This is a genomic window from Geobacillus genomosp. 3 (genome assembly GCF_000445995.2).
Taxonomy (GTDB): Bacteria; Bacillota; Bacilli; order Bacillales; family Anoxybacillaceae; genus Geobacillus.
Genome location: NC_022080.4, coordinates 480,620 through 499,374 on the forward strand (window position 1 = coordinate 480,620; position 18,755 = coordinate 499,374).

Genomic DNA, 18,755 nt, shown 5'->3' on the forward strand with positions numbered 1-18,755 from the left:
GAGAGGGCGTTCCTCCGTCAGCGCCGGTCACCTCCCCCAATGGCTTACTGGATGAAAAATGACAGTCTTAATTTTCAGAATTTGTTGTTTATCATACCATGCGGGCCGCGGGAAATCAATCGTCCCTTACCGTGTAGAGGCCTTGTTCACAAAATTGTCAACAATCGCCAAGCAGAAATCAAACAGTGCCCGCTTCATGCGGACACTGTTCGGTGATTGCAAAGAAAGGATCCGACGCTTATAGCTGCCGGAACGCCTTGCCGACCGCCTCGATCGTATAGGCGATGTCGTCTTCCGTATGGGCGAGGGTGATAAACCATGCCTCATATTTCGATGGTGCGAGGTTGATGCCTTGTTTGAGCATCAGTTTGAAAAACTTGGCGAACATCTCGCCGTCGCTGCGCTGGGCCTGTTCGTAGTTCTCCACTTTTTCGTCCGTGAAGAACACGGTAAGCGCGCCTTTTAACCGGTTGACGGTCACCGGTAGGCCGCATTGGCGGGCGTGGGTGATGATCCCCTCCTCAAGCATGGCGCCGAGTCGGTCGAGATGTTCGTATACACCGTCTTGCTTCAGCACTTCCAGGCAGGCGATGCCGGCAAGCATCGACGCTGGATTGCCGGCCATCGTCCCGGCTTGGTACGCCGGTCCGAGCGGAGCGACTTGTTCCATAATGTCCTGGCGTCCGCCGTACGCCCCGATCGGCAGGCCGCCGCCAATAATTTTTCCCATCGCCGTCAAGTCAGGCGCCACACCGAGCAAGTTTTGCGCCCCGCCGTACAGGAAACGAAAAGCGGTGATCACTTCGTCGTAAATGACGAGCGCCCCGGCTTGATGAGCGATGTCGTTCACCGCTCCTAAAAATCCGGGTTTCGGCAAGACGATGCCGAAATTGCCGACGATCGGCTCAACCAATACGGCGGCGACTTGTTCGCCCCAAACATTCATCGCTTCACGGAATGAATCGACATCATTGTACGGCACGGTAATCACTTCTTGGGCGATGCTTTGCGGCACCCCGGCCGAGTCCGGCGTCCCTAATGTCGACGGCCCCGAGCCGGCGGCGACGAGCACGAGGTCGGAGTGGCCGTGGTAGCAGCCGGCAAATTTGATGATTTTGCTGCGGCCGGTATAGGCGCGGGCGACGCGGATCGTCGTCATCACCGCCTCCGTCCCCGAGTTGACAAACCGGACTTTTTCGAGCGATGGAATCGCTTCTTTTAACATTTTCGCAAACGTAATTTCGTGCGGCGTCGGCGTGCCATACAGCACGCCGGTTTCGGCGGCGCGGCGGATGGCCGCAGCGATGTGCGGGTGGGCATGGCCGGCAATAATCGGCCCGTAGGCGGCCAAATAGTCAATGTACTTGTTTCCGTCCACATCCCAAAAATACGCTCCTTGCGCCCGCTCCATCACGACGGGGGCGCCGCCGCCGACCGCTTTATACGAGCGGGACGGGCTGTTTACCCCGCCGACGATGTGCTGGAGCGCTTCTTCATACAATTGTTCCGATTTTGTCCATTGCATCGTTTCATCCTCCTGTTCCCGATGACTGCCCCTTTATTTTACCATAGCGCCCTAACTCGTCTGGAAAAACAAAAAAGGTGAAAATAACAACGATTTATGTATAATTGCAACATAGGAGAAGGGCGAATGTCGTCCTTCTTGATGTTGATGTGAAGAGGCAGGAGGAGAACGATGAACGCCATCGAGGTAGAACAATTGTGCAAAGAATTTAAGGTGCATGCCAGCCGCTCCGGCCTCGTCGGAGCGTTTCGCGATTTATGGACGCGCCGTTATACGACCGTCCGGGCGGTGGACGGCATTTCATTTACGGTCAAACAAGGGGAGATCGTCGGTTATATTGGCGAAAACGGCGCCGGCAAGTCAACGACAATTAAAATGTTGACCGGCATTTTAACGCCGACATCCGGGCGTATTGTCGTCAACGGGATGAACCCGCATAAAGAACGGGAGAAATTCGTGCGGACGATTGGCGTTGTCTTCGGCCAGCGTTCGCAATTATGGTGGGACATCGCCGTGCAAGAATCGTTCCGGCTGTTGAAAAAAGTGTACCGCGTCCCGGATGGGCAATATCGCCGTCATATGGGCGAAGTCATCGAGATGCTAGAGATCGGCCCGCTCCTTGACAAACCGGTGCGCAAGCTGTCGCTCGGGCAGCGGATGCGCTGTGAGCTTGCCGCTGCGCTCATTCACAACCCGCCGCTGTTGTTTTTGGACGAGCCGACCATCGGTTTGGATGTGTTGGTGAAACTGAACATCCGTCAGTTTTTAAAACAGTTGAACGAACGGTACGGGACGACGATTTTGTTGACGACGCATGATATGTCGGACATCGAGGCGCTGTGCGAGCGGGTGATTATGCTCGATGAAGGAAAAATCATTTATGACGGTTCGCTTGAGCAGTTGAAAGAAAAATGGGGGCAAGGAAAGAGGGTTTCGTTTACATTTGCTGAAGGAGCAGCCCCCGCTGCCTTGCAGGAGCTGACGGTCGGATTGGGCGTTAACTGGAAACAAGGCGAACAGCCGAACATTTGGGTGGCGCACGTTCCATCAGGAGGCGTGCCGGAAGTCGTCAGCCGCGTCGCCGCCCGCTATGCGCTGCAAGACATCCGCATTCATGAAGTGCCGACGGAAGAAATCGTCCGCAACATTTACGAAGAAGGTGCTGTTCGTGGATAAGTATACGGAAATGATCCGCATCCGCTTTTTAATGATGCTCGCATACCGAACGAACTATTATACAGGCATTCTGATTTATGCCATTAACATCGCGGCGTACTACTTCCTCTGGTCGGCCATTTACGGAGACAAACCGTCGATGCAAGGGATGTCGCTCGCCCAAATGACGACGTATGTCGCCATTTCCTGGCTGTCGCGGGCGTTTTACTTTAACAACATCGACCGCGAAATCGCCATGGAAATTCGCGACGGAAAAGTAGCGACGGAACTCATCCGCCCGTACAGCTACTTAGGGATGAAGGCGGTGCAAGGGCTCGGTGAAGGGCTGTTTCGCCTGTTCTTTCTATCATTGCCGGGACTGGTGGTCGTGTCGCTCTTTTTGCCGCTCGAGTTCCCGGAAAACGCCCATACATGGCTGTCGTTTAGTTTGTCGCTCCTGTTGAGTTTTGTCATTTATTCGGAGCTGAACTTGCTGGCGGGGGTGGTGACGTTTTTTACGTTCCGAAATGAAGGGCTGCTCAGGGCAAAGCGGTTTATTATTGATCTATTTTCCGGTCTTATTTTGCCTTTGTCGTTTTACCCGGATTGGGCGCAGCAGCTCATGGCGTATATGCCGTTTCAAGCCATCAGCTACATTCCAAGCATGATCATTACAGAAAGCTTCCAAGGCGCCGCTGTGAGCGATGGATTGTTCACGCAGGCGGCATGGTGCGTGTTGTTATTGTTTCCGATTGGGTGGTTATGGCGGGCGGCGAAAAAACGGCTCGTCGTGCAAGGGGGGTAGACATTGTTTTACGTATCTGTCTTTTTTCAATATATGGCCCAGTATATGAAGACAAAATTGCAATACCGCGCCGATTTGCTCATTGAATGGTTGTCCGACTTAATGGCGCAGGCGGTCAACTTAGTGTTCTTGCTCGTTGTGTTTGGCCATACGCCGCTGCTTCACGGTTGGACCCGCGATGAAGTGTTGTTTATTTACGGCTTTTTCCTTGTGCCGTACGCCGTATTTGGCGCCTTTTTTAATCTATGGGATTTCAACGAGCGCTACATTGTTCAGGGAGAAATGGACCGCGTGTTGACGCGCCCGGTTCACAGCCTGTTCCAGATCATTTTGGAGCGGATGGAACTTGAATCGCTGCTTGGCGCCATCCCGGGGCTGATCATTATGGCATACGCCAGCGACCGTTTAGCACTTACGTTTCATTGGTACGATGTCTTTATCTTTATTTTATTTGTCATCGGCGGGGCGTTCATTTACGCCGGCATTTTCATTTCGTTGGCCACGATCAGCTTTTTTGCCGACGCCCGTACGTCGATCATGCCGATGATGTATAACATCAGCAGCTACGGCCGTTATCCGATCGATATTTATCATCGCGTCATCCGTTACATTTTAACGTGGGTGTTGCCGTTTGCCTTCGTCGGTGTCTATCCGGCTTCCTATTTTCTTAACAGGCAGGAATGGTACGGCTATGCGTTTATGACCCCGGCTGTCGGCGCGTTGTTTTTCGTCATCGCTGTGATGCTTTGGAACGCCGGGGTCAGGAGGTACCGCGGGACGGGGAGCTGACGGCCCCGTCCGTTTTTGTTAGATCAATAGAGATTGCCATTAAAATGACAAACAACGGTCAAACAATCGCCATAATCGTTTATGCATAGTTCTTGTCTTATTGCGTAAAATAATTTGTGAATGTGTTCACAATTGTAAGGAGGGAGAACAGTGATGAAAAACGGAGGAGGAAACCGGGTGGCGGTCATCGGCACTGGGTTTGTCGGTGCTAGCTATGCGTTTGCTTTAATGAATCAAGGGATTGCTGATGAGATTGTGCTCGTTGACGCAAATGAAAACAAGGCCATGGGCGATGCGATGGATTTAAACCATGGAAAAGTGTTTGCGCCGAAGCCGGCCGGCATTTGGCATGGCGATTACCGCGACTGCCGTGATGCGGATTTGGTCGTCATTTGCGCCGGTGCCAACCAAAAACCGGGCGAGACGCGGCTTGATTTGGTGGACAAAAATATTGCCATTTTCCGTTCGATCGTCGAATCAGTTATGGCTTCCGGATTTCAAGGGTTGTTTCTTGTCGCCACTAACCCGGTCGACATTTTGACTTACGCGACATGGAAGTTTAGCGGACTGCCGCAGGAGCGGGTGATCGGTTCGGGGACCATTTTAGATACAGCGCGATTCCGCTTTTTATTAGGCGAGTATTTCGCCATCGCTCCAACGAATGTACACGCCTATATTATCGGCGAACACGGCGATACGGAGCTTCCGGTCTGGAGTCAGGCTGATATCGGCGGTGTGCCGATCCGCAAGCTGATCGAATCAAAAGGAGAACAGGCACGAGAAGAGTTGGAACGCATTTTCGTCAATGTACGTGATGCCGCCTACCAAATTATTGAGAAAAAGGGAGCGACGTACTACGGCATTGCCATGGGGTTGGCCAGGGTCACACGCGCTATCTTGCATAACGAAAATGCCATTTTGACCGTCTCAGCCTATCTGGACGGTCCATATGGGGAACGTGACGTCTACATCGGTGTGCCGGCTGTCATCAATCGCAACGGCGTCCGTGAGGTAATCGAGCTTGAACTGGACGATAATGAACAAAAATGGTTTCGCCATAGCGCGGCGACGCTTAAAGGTGTGTTGTCCCGCTCTTTTTCGCAGTGAGATGAGACGCTGACCTTACGCAAAAATAGGGAAAGCTGGCGCAAACAGTGGCTCTGCTCTGCCAAACGGGCAGCCTAAGAAGGCGGCGTGGCTCCGTCCCCACGGTTTCAAGCAACCATCGAGGTGGCAGCGGCTCACTCCGTCATAATTGTCCATCTGTGCACGTATATATGAACAACAGACAGAGATGGAGGGAACGCGATGGATTACGCCTTCCTCGGAGTGGTTACTGCCGTACTGCTCGGGAGCATCACCTCGCTTTGGACCGTGCGCGTTCAAGCGCGGCGCCGCCTTTCGCTCGACAATTTGTGGGTGCTCGTTCAGTGGTATTTAACAATGATGCTCGGCTTTGCCATGATTTATATGATTTTGCAGGCAAACGGCCATGCGGTGTTTATCCCGTCTTCACACAGTGAGGCGGAGAACCGTTTGTCTTTGCTTGAGGATAGCTTGTACTTAAGCGGCATGACGCTTTTGTCGGTCGGATATGGAGACGTCACTCCAATCGGCATCGGGCGTTGGATCGCCATTGCCGAAGCGCTTCTTGGCTACATTATGCCGGCTGTTATCGTGACGCGCACCGTATTTGACTGGGACCACCGCTAACGGTTGCAATTTTCCTCCTTCTTCGCTACGCTAAAAGAAAATGAAGAAGACGGAGGGAGTGCCATGACGATCGCCATTGGCCAGCCGGCCCCAGACTTTACCTTGCCGGCAAGCAGTGGGGAAATGGTTTCGCTTTCAGACTTCCGAGGCCAATATGTCGTGCTTTATTTTTATCCGAAAGACATGACGCCTGGGTGCACGGCCGAGGCGTGCGACTTTCGTGACCGCTATGAGACGTTTACCGGATTGAATACCGTCATCTTAGGAGTAAGCACCGACCCGGTCGAGCGGCATGAAACGTTTATTCAGAAATATAAGCTGCCGTTTTTGCTTCTTTCTGACGAACAACACCACGTAGCGGAAATGTATGGGGTTTGGAAGAAAAAGCGGAATTTCGGAAAGGAATATATGGGCATTGAGCGCTCGACATTCATTATCGCCCCTGACGGAACATTGGCAAAAGAATGGCGTGGAGTGAAAGTGAAAGGGCACGTCGATGAGGCGCTCGCGGAAGTGGCCCGATTGACGTCATCTAGGTAAGCGTCCAAACAATATAAGTTGTTTTGCGTATGATACATAGTAACCTCCTCAAATGAATGAAATATGGTGGGTGGAAAATATTTCTGCCCCCCTTTTTTTTGTTAAAAAGACGCTTAAGCCCATATATTAATGGTATCTATATTGACAAAAGGCATACATTCCTTGTAGACTAATTATAAATATTATAAAATGATAATTTTTTTTATCTTTTTGCAGAGAGTGGGGTGCATGACGGTGTCTGCCAATGAGCAACTGAAGGAAGCGCTGGATATGCTGAAAAAGACGGGCATACGCATCACGCCGCAGCGTCATGCGATATTGGAGTATTTGATCAGCTCGATGTCCCATCCGACAGCTGATGAAATATATAAAGCGCTGGAAGGGAAATTTCCGAATATGAGCGTAGCTACCGTCTACAATAACTTGCGCGTCTTTAAAGAAATCGGGCTTGTCAAAGAGCTGACATACGGTGATTCGTCAAGCCGGTTCGATTTTGTCACATCCAATCATTATCATGTCATTTGTGAACAGTGCGGCAAAATCGTGGACTTCCACTACCCGGCGCTCGATGAAGTCGAGCAGCTTGCTGCTCACGTTACCGGCTTTAAAGTCGATCATCATCGCATGGAAGTGTATGGGCTATGTCCTGACTGTCAAAAAAGCAAAGGGCGCACGCATTAAAAAAGCTGATAGCTTGAAAGCGGCTATCAGCTTTTTCTTTTGTGATTGTATTTCTCGTCAAACTCTTTTCCTTCAAGTTCGCGATCCAACGTCAGCGGCTCGCGGCAAAACATGCATAAATCAACACGCCCGAGCATTTTCGTCACCTTGCCGCATGATGGGCAAACGACTTGGACGGCTCTCGTGGAGAGTGTGCCGATCCAAAAGTATACAATGCCGCTCGCAACAAGAAATAAAAGCCCAAGCACCATAAACAGCGTCATGACGATCGGGGATGTCCGGAAAAACAGTCCGAGATACATGACGATGACGCCGACAAAAATCAAACTTAAAGCGAACGTGCGAATTTTGTTGATTTTACTCGAATATTTGATACCCATGGTCGTCCCTCCTACATACATCACTATACCATAAAACAGGGGGAGACCGGGAAGGAGAAATAAGCAAAATCAGCCTGTGTTTTTTATTTTGGAGAAAGGAAATTTTCGTTTTTTGTCGAATAACGAACGACAGCTATAAGCTCCTGCCTTTTACTGAACAAGGAGGCGATGGCGACTGGCCACGGGCGATAAAAAACGGTCAGTGGCCGCAAGAAACGGGGGATTTTCTTGTGCAATGCTTCATCTTCACGCAGCAGGCGGTTGAACCTTTGAAGATGTTGGAAGGAGGGAACCCGTTACAGATAGGCGCGGTGCGAAGGAAAAGAGAACTTTCGTGCTGGCTTTGCAGCTGAAGGAAGAAGGTGCTGCATGTTTTCCTTCTGTAACGGAAACAGCCTATGGAACAATTTTTGCGCCCGATATGTCAAGAATGGGCAAGCCGATGCAATACGCACGGAATTTTAATGATTGAAAAAGCAGTTTGCCATACGGCGGTGACTGATACGTTTGATGCTGTGCTGCTAGTCATTGTGGATTCGCAAAGCGAACCAGTATTTTTGAAACATTATTCACTGGACAGTGAAAAGGCGGCGCTTTATGTGGTCAATGAACAGAAGTTAAATGAATGGCTCATTCTCGGGTCGCCCCGAAAAGCTATTGACTGGGTATTTAATGGGAAAGTTATATTTGACCGCAGTGATTATATTAGGCAGCTTCGCCGGCGTCTCGAACAGTTTCCGCCCCGGCAGCGGCAACTCAAAATGGGAATTGAGTTTGCTAAACTGATCCGTCGCTATATCGATGGCAAGGCGCTGTTCATGGCCCGGCATTGGCTTGATTCGTACAACCATATGGTGCAGGCGTTGCACCATTTAGCCCGGCTAACGTTGATTGAGTATGGGTTTTATCCAGAAGTGACGGTGTGGAGCCAAGTAAAACATATGAATGGACAAGTGTATAAGCTATATGAGGAGTTGGTCGGCAGCGAGGAACCGTTGCCGAAGCGGCTTGAACTTCTATTGCTGGCAAGTGAGTTTCTCATTCATTCTTCCGTTGCGGCAGGCTCAATCCATCTATGTGAAGTGCTGAAGGAAAAAGAAGGCGCATGGAGTATTGCCGAAATGGCCTGTCACCCGCAACTCGCCCCTTATTCAGTCGACCTTGCCATCATGGTTGAGTATTTAGTTGAGAGAAGAGTATTGGCCGCAGTAGAAAGACCGACAGGGGGAAACAAGATAGCGGAGCGTTATTATGCCGTACAGAGGGGGGAAGCAAGATGACTCTCTCCCACCTACTCCTTATTTAACATTTCCTGAAAGAAGTCTCTCGCTTCTAAACGTCTCCCTACACGTTCCTTGAAGTGGGAGACTTCTTTCAGAAATCCGTTAAAAAGTAAAAAGGCTATTGACTTCTATGGAGAACGATGATATATTTTAAATCGCTGCCGCGATGGACAAAGGTTGCGGCGCAAGATGAATAAAAAAATGTTGACAACAAATAATAAAAGTGCTATAATATAAAAGTCGTTTCGAAAGAACGACAAACAAAGTTGATTTCACCTTGTTCCTTGAAAACTGAACGAAACGAAGCGCAAGCGAAAAGCTTCGGCCTGATATTTCGCCTAAAAGCAACCCGCGTCCTGCGGGTAACGACGAAATATCGCCATCCTGGCGATCGCGATGGGCAAATGTTCTTCGCCTGCAGGGATGTTTACATTCCGGAGGCGAAGGTTGTTTGACCCCGGACGGCGGGCCGAAGCTGGATTAGCCAATCAACTTTCTTTTGGAGAGTTTGATCCTGGCTCAGGACGAACGCTGGCGGCGTGCCTAATACATGCAAGTCGAGCGGACCGGATCAGGGCTTGCCTTGATTCGGTCAGCGGCGGACGGGTGAGTAACACGTGGGCAACCTGCCCGCAAGACCGGGATAACTCCGGGAAACCGGAGCTAATACCGGATAACACCGAAGACCGCATGGTCTTCGGTTGAAAGGCGGCCTTTGGGCTGTCACTTGCGGATGGGCCCGCGGCGCATTAGCTAGTTGGTGAGGTAACGGCTCACCAAGGCGACGATGCGTAGCCGGCCTGAGAGGGTGACCGGCCACACTGGGACTGAGACACGGCCCAGACTCCTACGGGAGGCAGCAGTAGGGAATCTTCCGCAATGGACGAAAGTCTGACGGAGCGACGCCGCGTGAGCGAAGAAGGCCTTCGGGTCGTAAAGCTCTGTTGTGAGGGACGAAGGAGCGCCGTTTGAACAAGGCGGCGCGGTGACGGTACCTCACGAGAAAGCCCCGGCTAACTACGTGCCAGCAGCCGCGGTAATACGTAGGGGGCGAGCGTTGTCCGGAATTATTGGGCGTAAAGCGCGCGCAGGCGGTCCTTTAAGTCTGATGTGAAAGCCCACGGCTCAACCGTGGAGGGTCATTGGAAACTGGGGGACTTGAGTGCAGGAGAGGGGAGCGGAATTCCACGTGTAGCGGTGAAATGCGTAGAGATGTGGAGGAACACCAGTGGCGAAGGCGGCTCTCTGGCCTGTAACTGACGCTGAGGCGCGAAAGCGTGGGGAGCAAACAGGATTAGATACCCTGGTAGTCCACGCCGTAAACGATGAGTGCTAAGTGTTAGAGGGGTCACACCCTTTAGTGCTGCAGCTAACGCGATAAGCACTCCGCCTGGGGAGTACGGCCGCAAGGCTGAAACTCAAAGGAATTGACGGGGGCCCGCACAAGCGGTGGAGCATGTGGTTTAATTCGAAGCAACGCGAAGAACCTTACCAGGTCTTGACATCCCCTGACAACCCAAGAGATTGGGCGTTCCCCCTTCGGGGGGGCAGGGTGACAGGTGGTGCATGGTTGTCGTCAGCTCGTGTCGTGAGATGTTGGGTTAAGTCCCGCAACGAGCGCAACCCTTGCCTCTAGTTGCCAGCATTCAGGTGGGCACTCTAGAGGGACTGCCGGCTAAAAGTCGGAGGAAGGTGGGGATGACGTCAAATCATCATGCCCCTTATGACCTGGGCTACACACGTGCTACAATGGGCGGTACAAAGGGCTGCGAACCCGTGAGGGGGAGCGAATCCCAAAAAGCCGCTCTCAGTTCGGATTGCAGGCTGCAACTCGCCTGCATGAAGCCGGAATCGCTAGTAATCGCGGATCAGCATGCCGCGGTGAATACGTTCCCGGGCCTTGTACACACCGCCCGTCACACCACGAGAGCTTGCAACACCCGAAGTCGGTGAGGTAACCCGCAAGGGAGCCAGCCGCCGAAGGTGGGGCAAGTGATTGGGGTGAAGTCGTAACAAGGTAGCCGTACCGGAAGGTGCGGCTGGATCACCTCCTTTCTAAGGATGAAGAAAAGCGGAGGCCGTAATGGCCAACTGTCGATACATCGCGTTTTCGTTTCGTTCAGTTTTGAGGGAATGAAAAATTCCTTCACGTGTTTTGCGCCTGCGTCTTCTAGCAGATTCAGGGAAGATGGATTCCTCGGCGCAAAGCTGCAAGGAAGCAGACTCAAAGCAGTCGCTTCGTTCAGTTTTGAAGGAATGAAAAATTCCTTCCTATCGTTCTTTGAAAACTAGATAACCGGAAAAGCGGAGGCGCCGCGATCGGCTCTTGAAGCCAAATGTTCTTCACCCGTAGGGGTGCTTGCACCCCGAGGGGGAAGGTTATTTGGCAGAAAAGAGCCAGGCGCCGACGCTAGACAGTTTAGGAAGAAGCCGAGAAGCGCTGTAGGTTAAGCTAGAAAGGGCGCACGGTGGATGCCTTGGCACTAGGAGCCGATGAAGGACGGGGCAAACGCCGAAACGCTCCGGGGAGCTGTAAGCAAGCGTCGATCCGGAGATGTCCGAATGGGGGAACCCCCTGCCTGTAATGGGGCAGGATCCATGCCTGAATCCATAGGGCATGGAGGGCACACCCGGGGAACTGAAACATCTTAGTACCCGGAGGAGAAGAAAGCAAACGCGATTCCCTGAGTAGCGGCGAGCGAAACGGGAACAGCCCAAACCAAGAGGCGTGCCTCTTGGGGTTGTAGGACCGCCCAGATGGGAGTGAGAAAGGAACGGGGTAGACGAACCGGTCTGGAACGGCCGGCCAGAGAAGGTGACAGCCCTGTAGTCGAAACTTCGTTCCCTCCCGGGCGGCTCCTGAGTACGGCGGGACACGGGAAATCCCGTCGGAAGCAGGGAGGACCATCTCCCAAGGCTAAATACTCCCTAGTGACCGATAGTGCACCAGTACCGTGAGGGAAAGGTGAAAAGCACCCCGGAAGGGGAGTGAAAGAGAACCTGAAACCGTGTGCCTACAAGTAGTCAGAGCCCGTTAAAGGGTGATGGCGTGCCTTTTGTAGAATGAACCGGCGAGTGACGATGGCGTGCGAGGTTAAGCCGAACAGGCGGAGCCGCAGCGAAAGCGAGTCTGAACAGGGCGTATGAGTACGTCGTCGTCGACCCGAAACCAGGTGATCTACCCATGTCCAGGGTGAAGGCCGGGTAACACCGGCTGGAGGCCCGAACCCACGCACGTTGAAAAGTGCGGGGATGAGGTGTGGGTAGGGGTGAAATGCCAATCGAACTTGGAGATAGCTGGTTCTCCCCGAAATAGCTTTAGGGCTAGCCTCAAGGTGAGAGTCTTGGAGGTAGAGCACTGATTGGGCTAGGGGCCCTCATCGGGTTACCGAACCCAGTCAAACTCCGAATGCCAATGACTTATCCTTGGGAGTCAGACTGCGAGTGATAAGATCCGTGGTCAAGAGGGAAACAGCCCAGATCGCCAGCTAAGGCCCCGAAGTGCACGTTCAGTGGAAAAGGATGTGGAGTTGCCCAGACAACCAGGATGTTGGCTTAGAAGCAGCCACCATTTAAAGAGTGCGTAATAGCTCACTGGTCGAGTGACTCTGCGCCGAAAATGTACCGGGGCTAAACGTGCCGCCGAAGCTGCGGGATGACCGTTGGTCATCGGTAGGGGAGCGTTCTAAGGGCACAGAAGCCAGACCGGAAGGACTGGTGGAGCGCTTAGAAGTGAGAATGCCGGTATGAGTAGCGAAAACAGAGGTGAGAATCCTCTGCGCCGAAAGCCTAAGGGTTCCTGAGGAAGGTTCGTCCGCTCAGGGTTAGTCGGGACCTAAGCCGAGGCCGAAAGGCGTAGGTGATGGACAACAGGTGGAGATTCCTGTACCACCTCCTTCCCGTTTGAGCAATGGGGGGACGCAGGAGGATAGGGCGAGCAGGCGGTTGGAAGAGCCTGTCCAAGCCGCAAGGCTGATCCGTAGGCAAATCCGCGGATCAAAAAGGCCAAGCGGTGACGGCGACGGAGTCATCCGGAAGTCCCCGATTTCACACTGCCAAGAAAAGCCTCTAGCGAGGGAAGAGGTGCCCGTACCGCAAACCGACACAGGTAGGCGAGGAGAGAATCCTAAGGCGCGCGGGAGAACTCTCGTTAAGGAACTCGGCAAAATGACCCCGTAACTTCGGGAGAAGGGGTGCTCGTTTGGGTGACGAGCCCGAACGAGCCGCAGTGAAAAGGCCCAAGCGACTGTTTATCAAAAACACAGGTCTCTGCGAAGCCGAAAGGCGACGTATAGGGGCTGACACCTGCCCGGTGCTGGAAGGTTAAGGGGAGCGCTTAGCGCAAGCGAAGGTGCGAACCGAAGCCCCAGTAAACGGCGGCCGTAACTATAACGGTCCTAAGGTAGCGAAATTCCTTGTCGGGTAAGTTCCGACCCGCACGAAAGGTGTAACGACTTGGGCACTGTCTCAACGAGAGACCCGGTGAAATTATATTACCTGTGAAGATGCAGGTTACCCGCGACAGGACGGAAAGACCCCGTGGAGCTTTACTGCAGCCTGATATGGAATTTTGGTATCGCTTGTACAGGATAGGTGGGAGCCAGAGAAGCCGGAGCGCCAGCTTCGGTGGAGGCGGCGGTGGGATACCACCCTGGCGGTATTGAAATTCTAACCCGCACCCCTTATCGGGGTGGGAGACAGTGTCAGGTGGGCAGTTTGACTGGGGCGGTCGCCTCCCAAAAGGTAACGGAGGCGCCCAAAGGTTCCCTCAGAATGGTTGGAAATCATTCGGAGAGTGCAAAGGCACAAGGGAGCTTGACTGCGAGACGGACAGGTCGAGCAGGGACGAAAGTCGGGCTTAGTGATCCGGTGGTTCCGCATGGAAGGGCCATCGCTCAACGGATAAAAGCTACCCCGGGGATAACAGGCTGATCTCCCCCAAGAGTCCACATCGACGGGGAGGTTTGGCACCTCGATGTCGGCTCATCGCATCCTGGGGCTGTAGTCGGTCCCAAGGGTTGGGCTGTTCGCCCATTAAAGCGGTACGCGAGCTGGGTTCAGAACGTCGTGAGACAGTTCGGTCCCTATCCGTCGTGGGCGCAGGAAATTTGCGAGGAGCTGTCCTTAGTACGAGAGGACCGGGATGGACGCACCGCTGGTGTACCAGTTGTCCCGCCAGGGGCACCGCTGGGTAGCTATGTGCGGACGGGATAAGCGCTGAAAGCATCTAAGCGTGAAGCCCCCCTCAAGATGAGATTTCCCATCGCGTGAAGCGAGTAAGATCCCTCGAAGATGACGAGGTCGATAGGTCCGAGGTGGAAGCGTGGCGACACGTGCAGCTGACGGATACTAATCGATCGAGGGCTTAACCTAATTAGAAAAGCGCAGGCGAGCGGGTCGCCGCGATGGGCAAATGTTCTTCGCCTGCAGGGATTTGCGATCCCGAAGGCGAAGGTTATTTGACCCCGAGCGGCGGCGAGCCGTAGCTAGACAGCAGGAAAAGTGGAGGCCGCCCGCTTATCGGCGAAACGCGCTGGAGGGCCTGCGAGGAGGCTCGAACCAAGCAAAAGCTTGGTTCTGCGTGGGTGGTATCACAGGAGCGTATGCAATGTGTCGCCGCCGCAGCAGGACCGAAGCGTCGCGAGCCGATGGCGGCCGGAACTAGACAGTGAAAAGCGCAAGCGCCGCTTCTTCCCACAACGGTTATCTAGTTTTGAAGGAATGAAAAAATCCTTGACAATAAACCAAATTTCCTTATAATAAAACTTGTCCATTATTGCCTAGTGGTGATAGCGGAGGGGAAACACCCGTTCCCATCCCGAACACGGAAGTTAAGCCCTCCAGCGCCGATGGTAGTTGGGGCCAACGCCCCTGCAAGAGTAGGTCGCTGCTAGGCATGATAAACGGAGGATTAGCTCAGCTGGGAGAGCACTTGCCTTACAAGCAAGGGGTCGGCGGTTCGATCCCGTCATCCTCCACCATTATTTACAAAGATTTTATCGTCGCGGGGTGGAGCAACGAGCCTTTGCTTCATCGAATTCACTTCGAGTTGCCTCGACGCATCTAGCTTCCTTGAAACAGCTTGCAGAGGAAGAGGCAATGAATAGCACACTCAGAGCATTATGAAAACCAGTTGAAATTTCTATCGTCGCGGGGTGGAGCAGTCCGGTAGCTCGTCGGGCTCATAACCCGAAGGTCGCAGGTTCAAATCCTGCCCCCGCAACCAAATTGGTCCCGTAGTGTAGTGGTTAACATGCCTGCCTGTCACGCAGGAGATCGCGGGTTCGAGTCCCGTCGGGACCGCCACTTTTTTTGTGAAATACAAGGTTCAGCTGTCCAGTCAGTAGAGACGAGCATCCGCTTCATCGAATTAGCTGTGAGTTGCCCCGACGCATCCGGCTTCCTGGAATCAGCTTGTAGAGGAAGAGACACAGGGCAGAACAGGTAAACAGCATAAAACCTAATACGGCTCGGTAGCTCAGTCGGTAGAGCAAAGGACTGAAAATCCTTGTGTCGGCGGTTCGATTCCGTCCCGAGCCACCATTGTCTCATTAATTAATTTAAATGTGCCGGCTTAGCTCAATTGGTAGAGACGAGCATCGGCATCATTGAATTAGCTTCGAGTTGCCTCGACGCATCCAACATCCTCGAATCAGCTTGTAGAGGAAGAGGCACAACTAGGCAGATAATATGAGTCACTAACTAATTTTAAATGTGCCGGCTTAGCTCAATTGGTAGAGCAACTGACTTGTAATCAGTAGGTTGCGGGTTCAAGTCCTGCAGCCGGCATTCCTTATTTTGTCGAAAATACATCATCGAATTGACTGCGAGTTGCCCCGACGCACTCGACTTCCATGAATGAGCTTGTAGAGGAAGGGGCAGGTAGAGCAAAGCGATGCTTAGAGTGTTATTGAAAATATGAGCCATTAGCTCAGCAGGTAGAGCATCTGACTTTTAATCAGAGGGTCGGAGGTTCGAGTCCTCCATGGCTCACCATTTTGCGGAAGTAGTTCAGCGGTAGAACACCACCTTGCCAAGGTGGGGGTCGCGGGTTCGAGCCCCGTCTTCCGCTCCAGCTGTCTGCCGGGGTGGCGGAATTGGCAGACGCACAGGACTTAAAATCCTGGGGTAGGTAACTACCGTGCCGGTTCGAGTCCGGCCCTCGGCACTTGCGCTCGTAGCTCAATTGGATAGAGCATCTGACTACGGATCAGAAGGTTAGGGGTTCGAATCCTCTCGAGCGCGTTTCACCGGGAAGTAGCTCAGCTTGGTAGAGCACACGGTTCGGGTCCGTGAGGTCGCAGGTTCAAATCCTGTCTTCCCGATTTTTGTATGGGGCCTTAGCTCAGCTGGGAGAGCGCCTGCTTTGCACGCAGGAGGTCATCGGTTCGATCCCGATAGGCTCCACCATTCGAATATATGATTTATATTATTTTGGCGGTGTAGCTCAGCTGGCTAGAGCGTACGGTTCATACCCGTGAGGTCGGGGGTTCGATCCCCTCCACCGCCACTATTATCGGACCTTTAGCTCAGCTGGTTAGAGCAGACGGCTCATAACCGTCCGGTCGTAGGTTCGAGTCCTACAAGGTCCACCATTATTATATTACTTTTTGGAGGAGTACCCAAGTGGTTGAAGGGGTCGGTCTTGAAAACCGAGAGGCGTCGCAAGGCGCGCGGGGGTTCGAATCCCTCCTCCTCCGCCATGCATTTATAGCACCGATATGAATCAGTGATGAATTTAAATGCGCCGGCTTAGCTCAATTGGTAGAGACGAGCATCGGCATCATTGAATTAGCTTCGAGTTGCCTCGACGCATCCAGCATCCTCGAATCAGCTTGTAGAGGAAGAGGCACAACTAGGCAGATAATATGAATCAGTGATGAATTTAAATGCGCCGGCTTAGCTCAATTGGTAGAGCAACTGACTTGTAATCAGTAGGTTGCGGGTTCAAGTCCTGCAGCCGGCACCATCAATGTGGCGGCTATGGCGAAGTGGTTAACGCACCAGATTGTGGCTCTGGCATGCGTGGGTTCGATTCCCACTAGTCGCCCTTTCTTTTTCTTACATTCATGTTTGTTGTGTGTGTAGTTTCGTGGTAAAACTGCAGCCACGAGCACCGCATCGTCGAATCCGCTTCGAGTTGCCTCGACGCACCTGGCATCTTCGAATATGCTTGTAGAGGAAGAGGCATGGAAGAAGCGTGGCGGATGTTAAGCCAAATATTATGCGGGTGTAGTTTAGTGGTAAAACCTCAGCCACGAGCACCGCATCGCCGAATCCGCTTCGAGTTGCCTCGACGCACCTGGCATCTTCGAATATGCTTGTAGAGGAAGAGGCATGGAAGAGCGCGGCGGATGTTAAGCCAAATATTATGCGGGTGTAGTTTAGTGGTAAAACCTCAGCCACGAGCACCGCATCGCCGAATCCGCTTCGAGTTGCCTCGACGCACCTGGCATCTTCGAATATGCTTGTAGAGGAAGAGGCATGGAAGAGCGCGGCGGATGTTAAGCCAAATATTATGCGGGTGTAGTTTAGTGGTAAAACCTCAGCCTTCCAAGCTGATGTCGTGGGTTCGATTCCCATCACCCGCTTTTGGGGGCCTATAGCTCAGCTGGTCAGAGCGCACGCCTGATAAGCGTGAGGTCGGTGGTTCAAGTCCACTTAGGCCCACCATTTTCCGTTGCATATTGTCAGATGATTCGTTATAATACTAATGAACTTTTTTGTGGATGCATCATTCCGCAATAGCTCAGCGGTAGAGCAACCGGCTGTTAACCGGTAGGTCGTAGGTTCGAATCCTACTTGCGGAGCCATTTTATGGAGAAGTACCCAAGTGGCTGAAGGGGACGGTTTGCTAAACCGTTAGGTCGCAGTTTTGCGGCGCGCGGGTTCAAATCCCGCCTTCTCCGCCATGAATGGCCCGTTGGTCAAGTGGTTAAGACACCGCCCTTTCACGGCGGTAACACGGGTTCGAATCCCGTACGGGTCATTAGTGCCGGCACCAGATAGTCTGGTGCCCTTTTATACAACCAATTTTGTCGATTTTTGCGCTTTTCCTTGCCTTGCCTGTAGTGTTTTGTTATAATAGTTACCGTTAGTCTTGAATTACACATTGGGGACAACGCAGTGTTTCGTTTCGTCAACGAACGGGGCATTGCGTTTTTTTGTTATACTAGCAATTGTGCATCGGCCTCGCCGCCATGAATTTGTGTAAACATCGTTTGAATGGCTTGAAGTTGGCGTCGGGCAGCGTCCTCTTTCATCGATGGAAGAAAGTAAACGATTTGCAGGGCGTTTTTTGTTTCTCGCGTCACTGCTGTTCGTTCAGAGTCGACGATAGGGCTGCCGAACGGGCCGCGTTCGTCTTTGCTGACGAGTTTGTTGGCGAAATTGACGGGACGGCCGTTTAAAGCGATGTATTCATCTTGCTCTGTGCCTATCGTGATGGCCACTATTCCTTCGATGCGGTCAAGATCATAGATGCCGACCGGGATTTTGTAATAAAGTGAAAAGAAATTATTCACATCAACCGCGGAATGGATAGAAGGAATGAAATTCCTTTTCTGGATGCGCCGGTATAAACTTTCGCTTGATGGGCGGTAGCGGCTTGGATCAGTGCCGATTTGTTTGAATGACCGGCGCCATTCGGCGAGTTCGGGAATGTCGGCAAGTGGCCTTTCTTGCAGTTCCACGTAAATGGACTCTTGAAACAGCTCAAGCCGTCCTTTTACCATTTGCGGCGAGTCGCCGACTTCGATATGACGATAGCGGATGATGCCGAATTTACCTGAAGGAAGCCGCTGTTTTAATTGCGCGGATATGATGCATTGCATATGAATCACCTCGCGTTTTATTTTACCATATACCGCGGAAGGGGGGAAAAT

The 18,755-nt window shown here is 52.5% G+C and carries 11 protein-coding genes, 21 tRNA genes and 3 rRNA genes; 32 read left to right on the plus strand and 3 right to left on the minus strand.

Going from position 1 to position 18,755, the window contains the following annotated elements:
* Positions 1-238: 238 nt before the first annotated feature.
* The gene (locus tag M493_RS02475) at positions 239-1,525 is read right to left on the minus strand and encodes a glutamate-1-semialdehyde 2,1-aminomutase (RefSeq protein WP_020958702.1); all 1,287 of its coding nucleotides are present in this window, start codon (positions 1,523-1,525) and stop codon (positions 239-241) included.
* Between the two features lie 171 nt (positions 1,526-1,696).
* Here M493_RS02475 and M493_RS02480 point away from each other — a divergent pair, with 171 nt between their 5' ends.
* From M493_RS02480 to perR, 7 genes are all read left to right on the plus strand, one after another.
* Positions 1,697-2,701: an ABC transporter ATP-binding protein gene (locus M493_RS02480; RefSeq protein ID WP_020958703.1), complete on the plus strand. Its 1,005-nt coding sequence runs from the start codon at positions 1,697-1,699 to the stop codon at positions 2,699-2,701.
* Positions 2,694-3,485 (plus strand): ABC transporter permease, encoded by a 792-nt coding sequence (locus tag M493_RS02485; RefSeq protein ID WP_020958704.1) that lies wholly within the window; start codon positions 2,694-2,696, stop codon positions 3,483-3,485. Before M493_RS02480 ends, M493_RS02485 begins: the two co-directional genes overlap by 8 nt.
* Before the next feature lie 3 nt (positions 3,486-3,488).
* Complete coding sequence (locus M493_RS02490) at positions 3,489-4,274, plus strand: ABC transporter permease (RefSeq protein ID WP_020958705.1); 786 nt, start codon at positions 3,489-3,491, stop codon at positions 4,272-4,274.
* A gap of 153 nt (positions 4,275-4,427) precedes the next feature.
* The gene (locus M493_RS02495) at positions 4,428-5,381 is read left to right on the plus strand and encodes an L-lactate dehydrogenase (protein WP_020958706.1); all 954 of its coding nucleotides are present in this window, start codon (positions 4,428-4,430) and stop codon (positions 5,379-5,381) included.
* 201 nt (positions 5,382-5,582) lie between these two features.
* Complete coding sequence (locus M493_RS02500) at positions 5,583-5,987, plus strand: potassium channel family protein (protein WP_020958707.1); 405 nt, start codon at positions 5,583-5,585, stop codon at positions 5,985-5,987.
* 63 nt (positions 5,988-6,050) lie between these two features.
* Positions 6,051-6,527, plus strand: coding sequence for a thioredoxin-dependent thiol peroxidase (gene bcp, locus M493_RS02505; RefSeq protein ID WP_020958708.1), 477 nt, complete (start codon positions 6,051-6,053; stop codon positions 6,525-6,527).
* Between the two features lie 228 nt (positions 6,528-6,755).
* Positions 6,756-7,208 (plus strand): peroxide-responsive transcriptional repressor PerR, encoded by a 453-nt coding sequence (gene perR, locus M493_RS02510; RefSeq protein WP_020958709.1) that lies wholly within the window; start codon positions 6,756-6,758, stop codon positions 7,206-7,208.
* A gap of 26 nt (positions 7,209-7,234) precedes the next feature.
* On the opposite strand, the gene M493_RS02515 is transcribed toward perR, so the two are convergent.
* Positions 7,235-7,588: a YgzB family protein gene (locus M493_RS02515; RefSeq protein WP_020958710.1), complete on the minus strand. Its 354-nt coding sequence runs from the start codon at positions 7,586-7,588 to the stop codon at positions 7,235-7,237.
* Positions 7,589-7,986: 398 nt separating this feature from the next.
* Between M493_RS02515 and M493_RS02520 the strand changes: the two genes are divergently transcribed.
* The 25 genes from M493_RS02520 (at position 7,987) to M493_RS02650 (ending at position 17,860) form a co-directional block, all read left to right on the plus strand.
* On the plus strand, positions 7,987-8,868 hold the full coding sequence (locus M493_RS02520; RefSeq protein WP_020958711.1) for a nucleotidyltransferase-like protein: 882 nt from the start codon (positions 7,987-7,989) through the stop codon (positions 8,866-8,868).
* A 499-nt stretch (positions 8,869-9,367) separates the two neighbouring features.
* Positions 9,368-10,926: ribosomal RNA gene (locus M493_RS02525) — 16S ribosomal RNA — on the plus strand.
* A 390-nt stretch (positions 10,927-11,316) separates the two neighbouring features.
* Positions 11,317-14,244, plus strand: a 23S ribosomal RNA gene (locus tag M493_RS02535).
* A gap of 406 nt (positions 14,245-14,650) precedes the next feature.
* A 5S ribosomal RNA gene (gene rrf, locus M493_RS02545) occupies positions 14,651-14,767 on the plus strand.
* The 16S, 23S and 5S rRNA genes sit together here with 21 tRNA genes alongside, the layout of an rRNA operon.
* 9 nt (positions 14,768-14,776) lie before the next feature.
* Positions 14,777-14,852, plus strand: a tRNA-Val gene (locus M493_RS02550).
* A 168-nt stretch (positions 14,853-15,020) separates the two neighbouring features.
* Positions 15,021-15,097, plus strand: a tRNA-Met gene (locus tag M493_RS02555).
* Positions 15,098-15,101: 4 nt separating this feature from the next.
* Positions 15,102-15,177, plus strand: a tRNA-Asp gene (locus M493_RS02560).
* A gap of 161 nt (positions 15,178-15,338) precedes the next feature.
* Positions 15,339-15,414 (plus strand) — tRNA-Phe (locus M493_RS02565).
* A gap of 173 nt (positions 15,415-15,587) precedes the next feature.
* Positions 15,588-15,660: transfer RNA gene (locus tag M493_RS02570), tRNA-Thr, on the plus strand.
* Positions 15,661-15,791: 131 nt separating this feature from the next.
* A tRNA-Lys gene (locus tag M493_RS02575) sits at positions 15,792-15,867 on the plus strand.
* Positions 15,868-15,871: 4 nt separating this feature from the next.
* Positions 15,872-15,946, plus strand: a tRNA-Gly gene (locus M493_RS02580).
* Positions 15,947-15,953: 7 nt separating this feature from the next.
* A tRNA-Leu gene (locus tag M493_RS02585) sits at positions 15,954-16,039 on the plus strand.
* A gap of 3 nt (positions 16,040-16,042) precedes the next feature.
* Positions 16,043-16,116 (plus strand) — tRNA-Arg (locus tag M493_RS02590).
* A 6-nt stretch (positions 16,117-16,122) separates the two neighbouring features.
* Positions 16,123-16,196 (plus strand) — tRNA-Pro (locus M493_RS02595).
* Positions 16,197-16,205: 9 nt separating this feature from the next.
* A tRNA-Ala gene (locus tag M493_RS02600) sits at positions 16,206-16,281 on the plus strand.
* Between the two features lie 26 nt (positions 16,282-16,307).
* A tRNA-Met gene (locus M493_RS02605) sits at positions 16,308-16,381 on the plus strand.
* Positions 16,382-16,389: 8 nt separating this feature from the next.
* A tRNA-Ile gene (locus M493_RS02610) sits at positions 16,390-16,466 on the plus strand.
* A gap of 17 nt (positions 16,467-16,483) precedes the next feature.
* A tRNA-Ser gene (locus M493_RS02615) sits at positions 16,484-16,574 on the plus strand.
* A gap of 190 nt (positions 16,575-16,764) precedes the next feature.
* A tRNA-Thr gene (locus M493_RS02620) sits at positions 16,765-16,840 on the plus strand.
* A gap of 8 nt (positions 16,841-16,848) precedes the next feature.
* Positions 16,849-16,921, plus strand: a tRNA-His gene (locus M493_RS02625).
* 470 nt (positions 16,922-17,391) lie between these two features.
* Positions 17,392-17,462: transfer RNA gene (locus M493_RS02630), tRNA-Gly, on the plus strand.
* Positions 17,463-17,467: 5 nt separating this feature from the next.
* Positions 17,468-17,544 (plus strand) — tRNA-Ile (locus tag M493_RS02635).
* Positions 17,545-17,609: 65 nt separating this feature from the next.
* A tRNA-Asn gene (locus tag M493_RS02640) sits at positions 17,610-17,684 on the plus strand.
* 6 nt (positions 17,685-17,690) lie between these two features.
* Positions 17,691-17,783 (plus strand) — tRNA-Ser (locus M493_RS02645).
* Between the two features lie 5 nt (positions 17,784-17,788).
* Positions 17,789-17,860 (plus strand) — tRNA-Glu (locus tag M493_RS02650).
* A gap of 178 nt (positions 17,861-18,038) precedes the next feature.
* Here the strand turns inward: M493_RS02650 and M493_RS02655 are convergent.
* Complete coding sequence (locus M493_RS02655; protein ID WP_020958715.1) at positions 18,039-18,704, minus strand: B3/4 domain-containing protein; 666 nt, start codon at positions 18,702-18,704, stop codon at positions 18,039-18,041.
* Positions 18,705-18,755: the final 51 nt, after the last annotated feature.

What these genes read in the sequence shown, in the direction of transcription:
- M493_RS02475 (WP_020958702.1), bottom strand. Translation starts at nt 1,525, where the DNA reads ATGCAATGGACAAAATCGGAACAATTGTATGAAGAAGCGCTCCAGCAC.
- M493_RS02480 (WP_020958703.1), top strand. Translation starts at nt 1,697, where the DNA reads ATGAACGCCATCGAGGTAGAACAATTGTGCAAAGAATTTAAGGTGCAT.
- M493_RS02495 (WP_020958706.1), top strand. Translation starts at nt 4,428, where the DNA reads ATGAAAAACGGAGGAGGAAACCGGGTGGCGGTCATCGGCACTGGGTTT.
- M493_RS02500 (WP_020958707.1), top strand. Translation starts at nt 5,583, where the DNA reads ATGGATTACGCCTTCCTCGGAGTGGTTACTGCCGTACTGCTCGGGAGC.
- bcp (WP_020958708.1), top strand. Translation starts at nt 6,051, where the DNA reads ATGACGATCGCCATTGGCCAGCCGGCCCCAGACTTTACCTTGCCGGCA.
- perR (WP_020958709.1), top strand. Translation starts at nt 6,756, where the DNA reads ATGACGGTGTCTGCCAATGAGCAACTGAAGGAAGCGCTGGATATGCTG.
- M493_RS02515 (WP_020958710.1), bottom strand. Translation starts at nt 7,588, where the DNA reads ATGGGTATCAAATATTCGAGTAAAATCAACAAAATTCGCACGTTCGCT.
- M493_RS02520 (WP_020958711.1), top strand. Translation starts at nt 7,987, where the DNA reads ATGGAACAATTTTTGCGCCCGATATGTCAAGAATGGGCAAGCCGATGC.
- M493_RS02655 (WP_020958715.1), bottom strand. Translation starts at nt 18,704, where the DNA reads ATGCAATGCATCATATCCGCGCAATTAAAACAGCGGCTTCCTTCAGGT.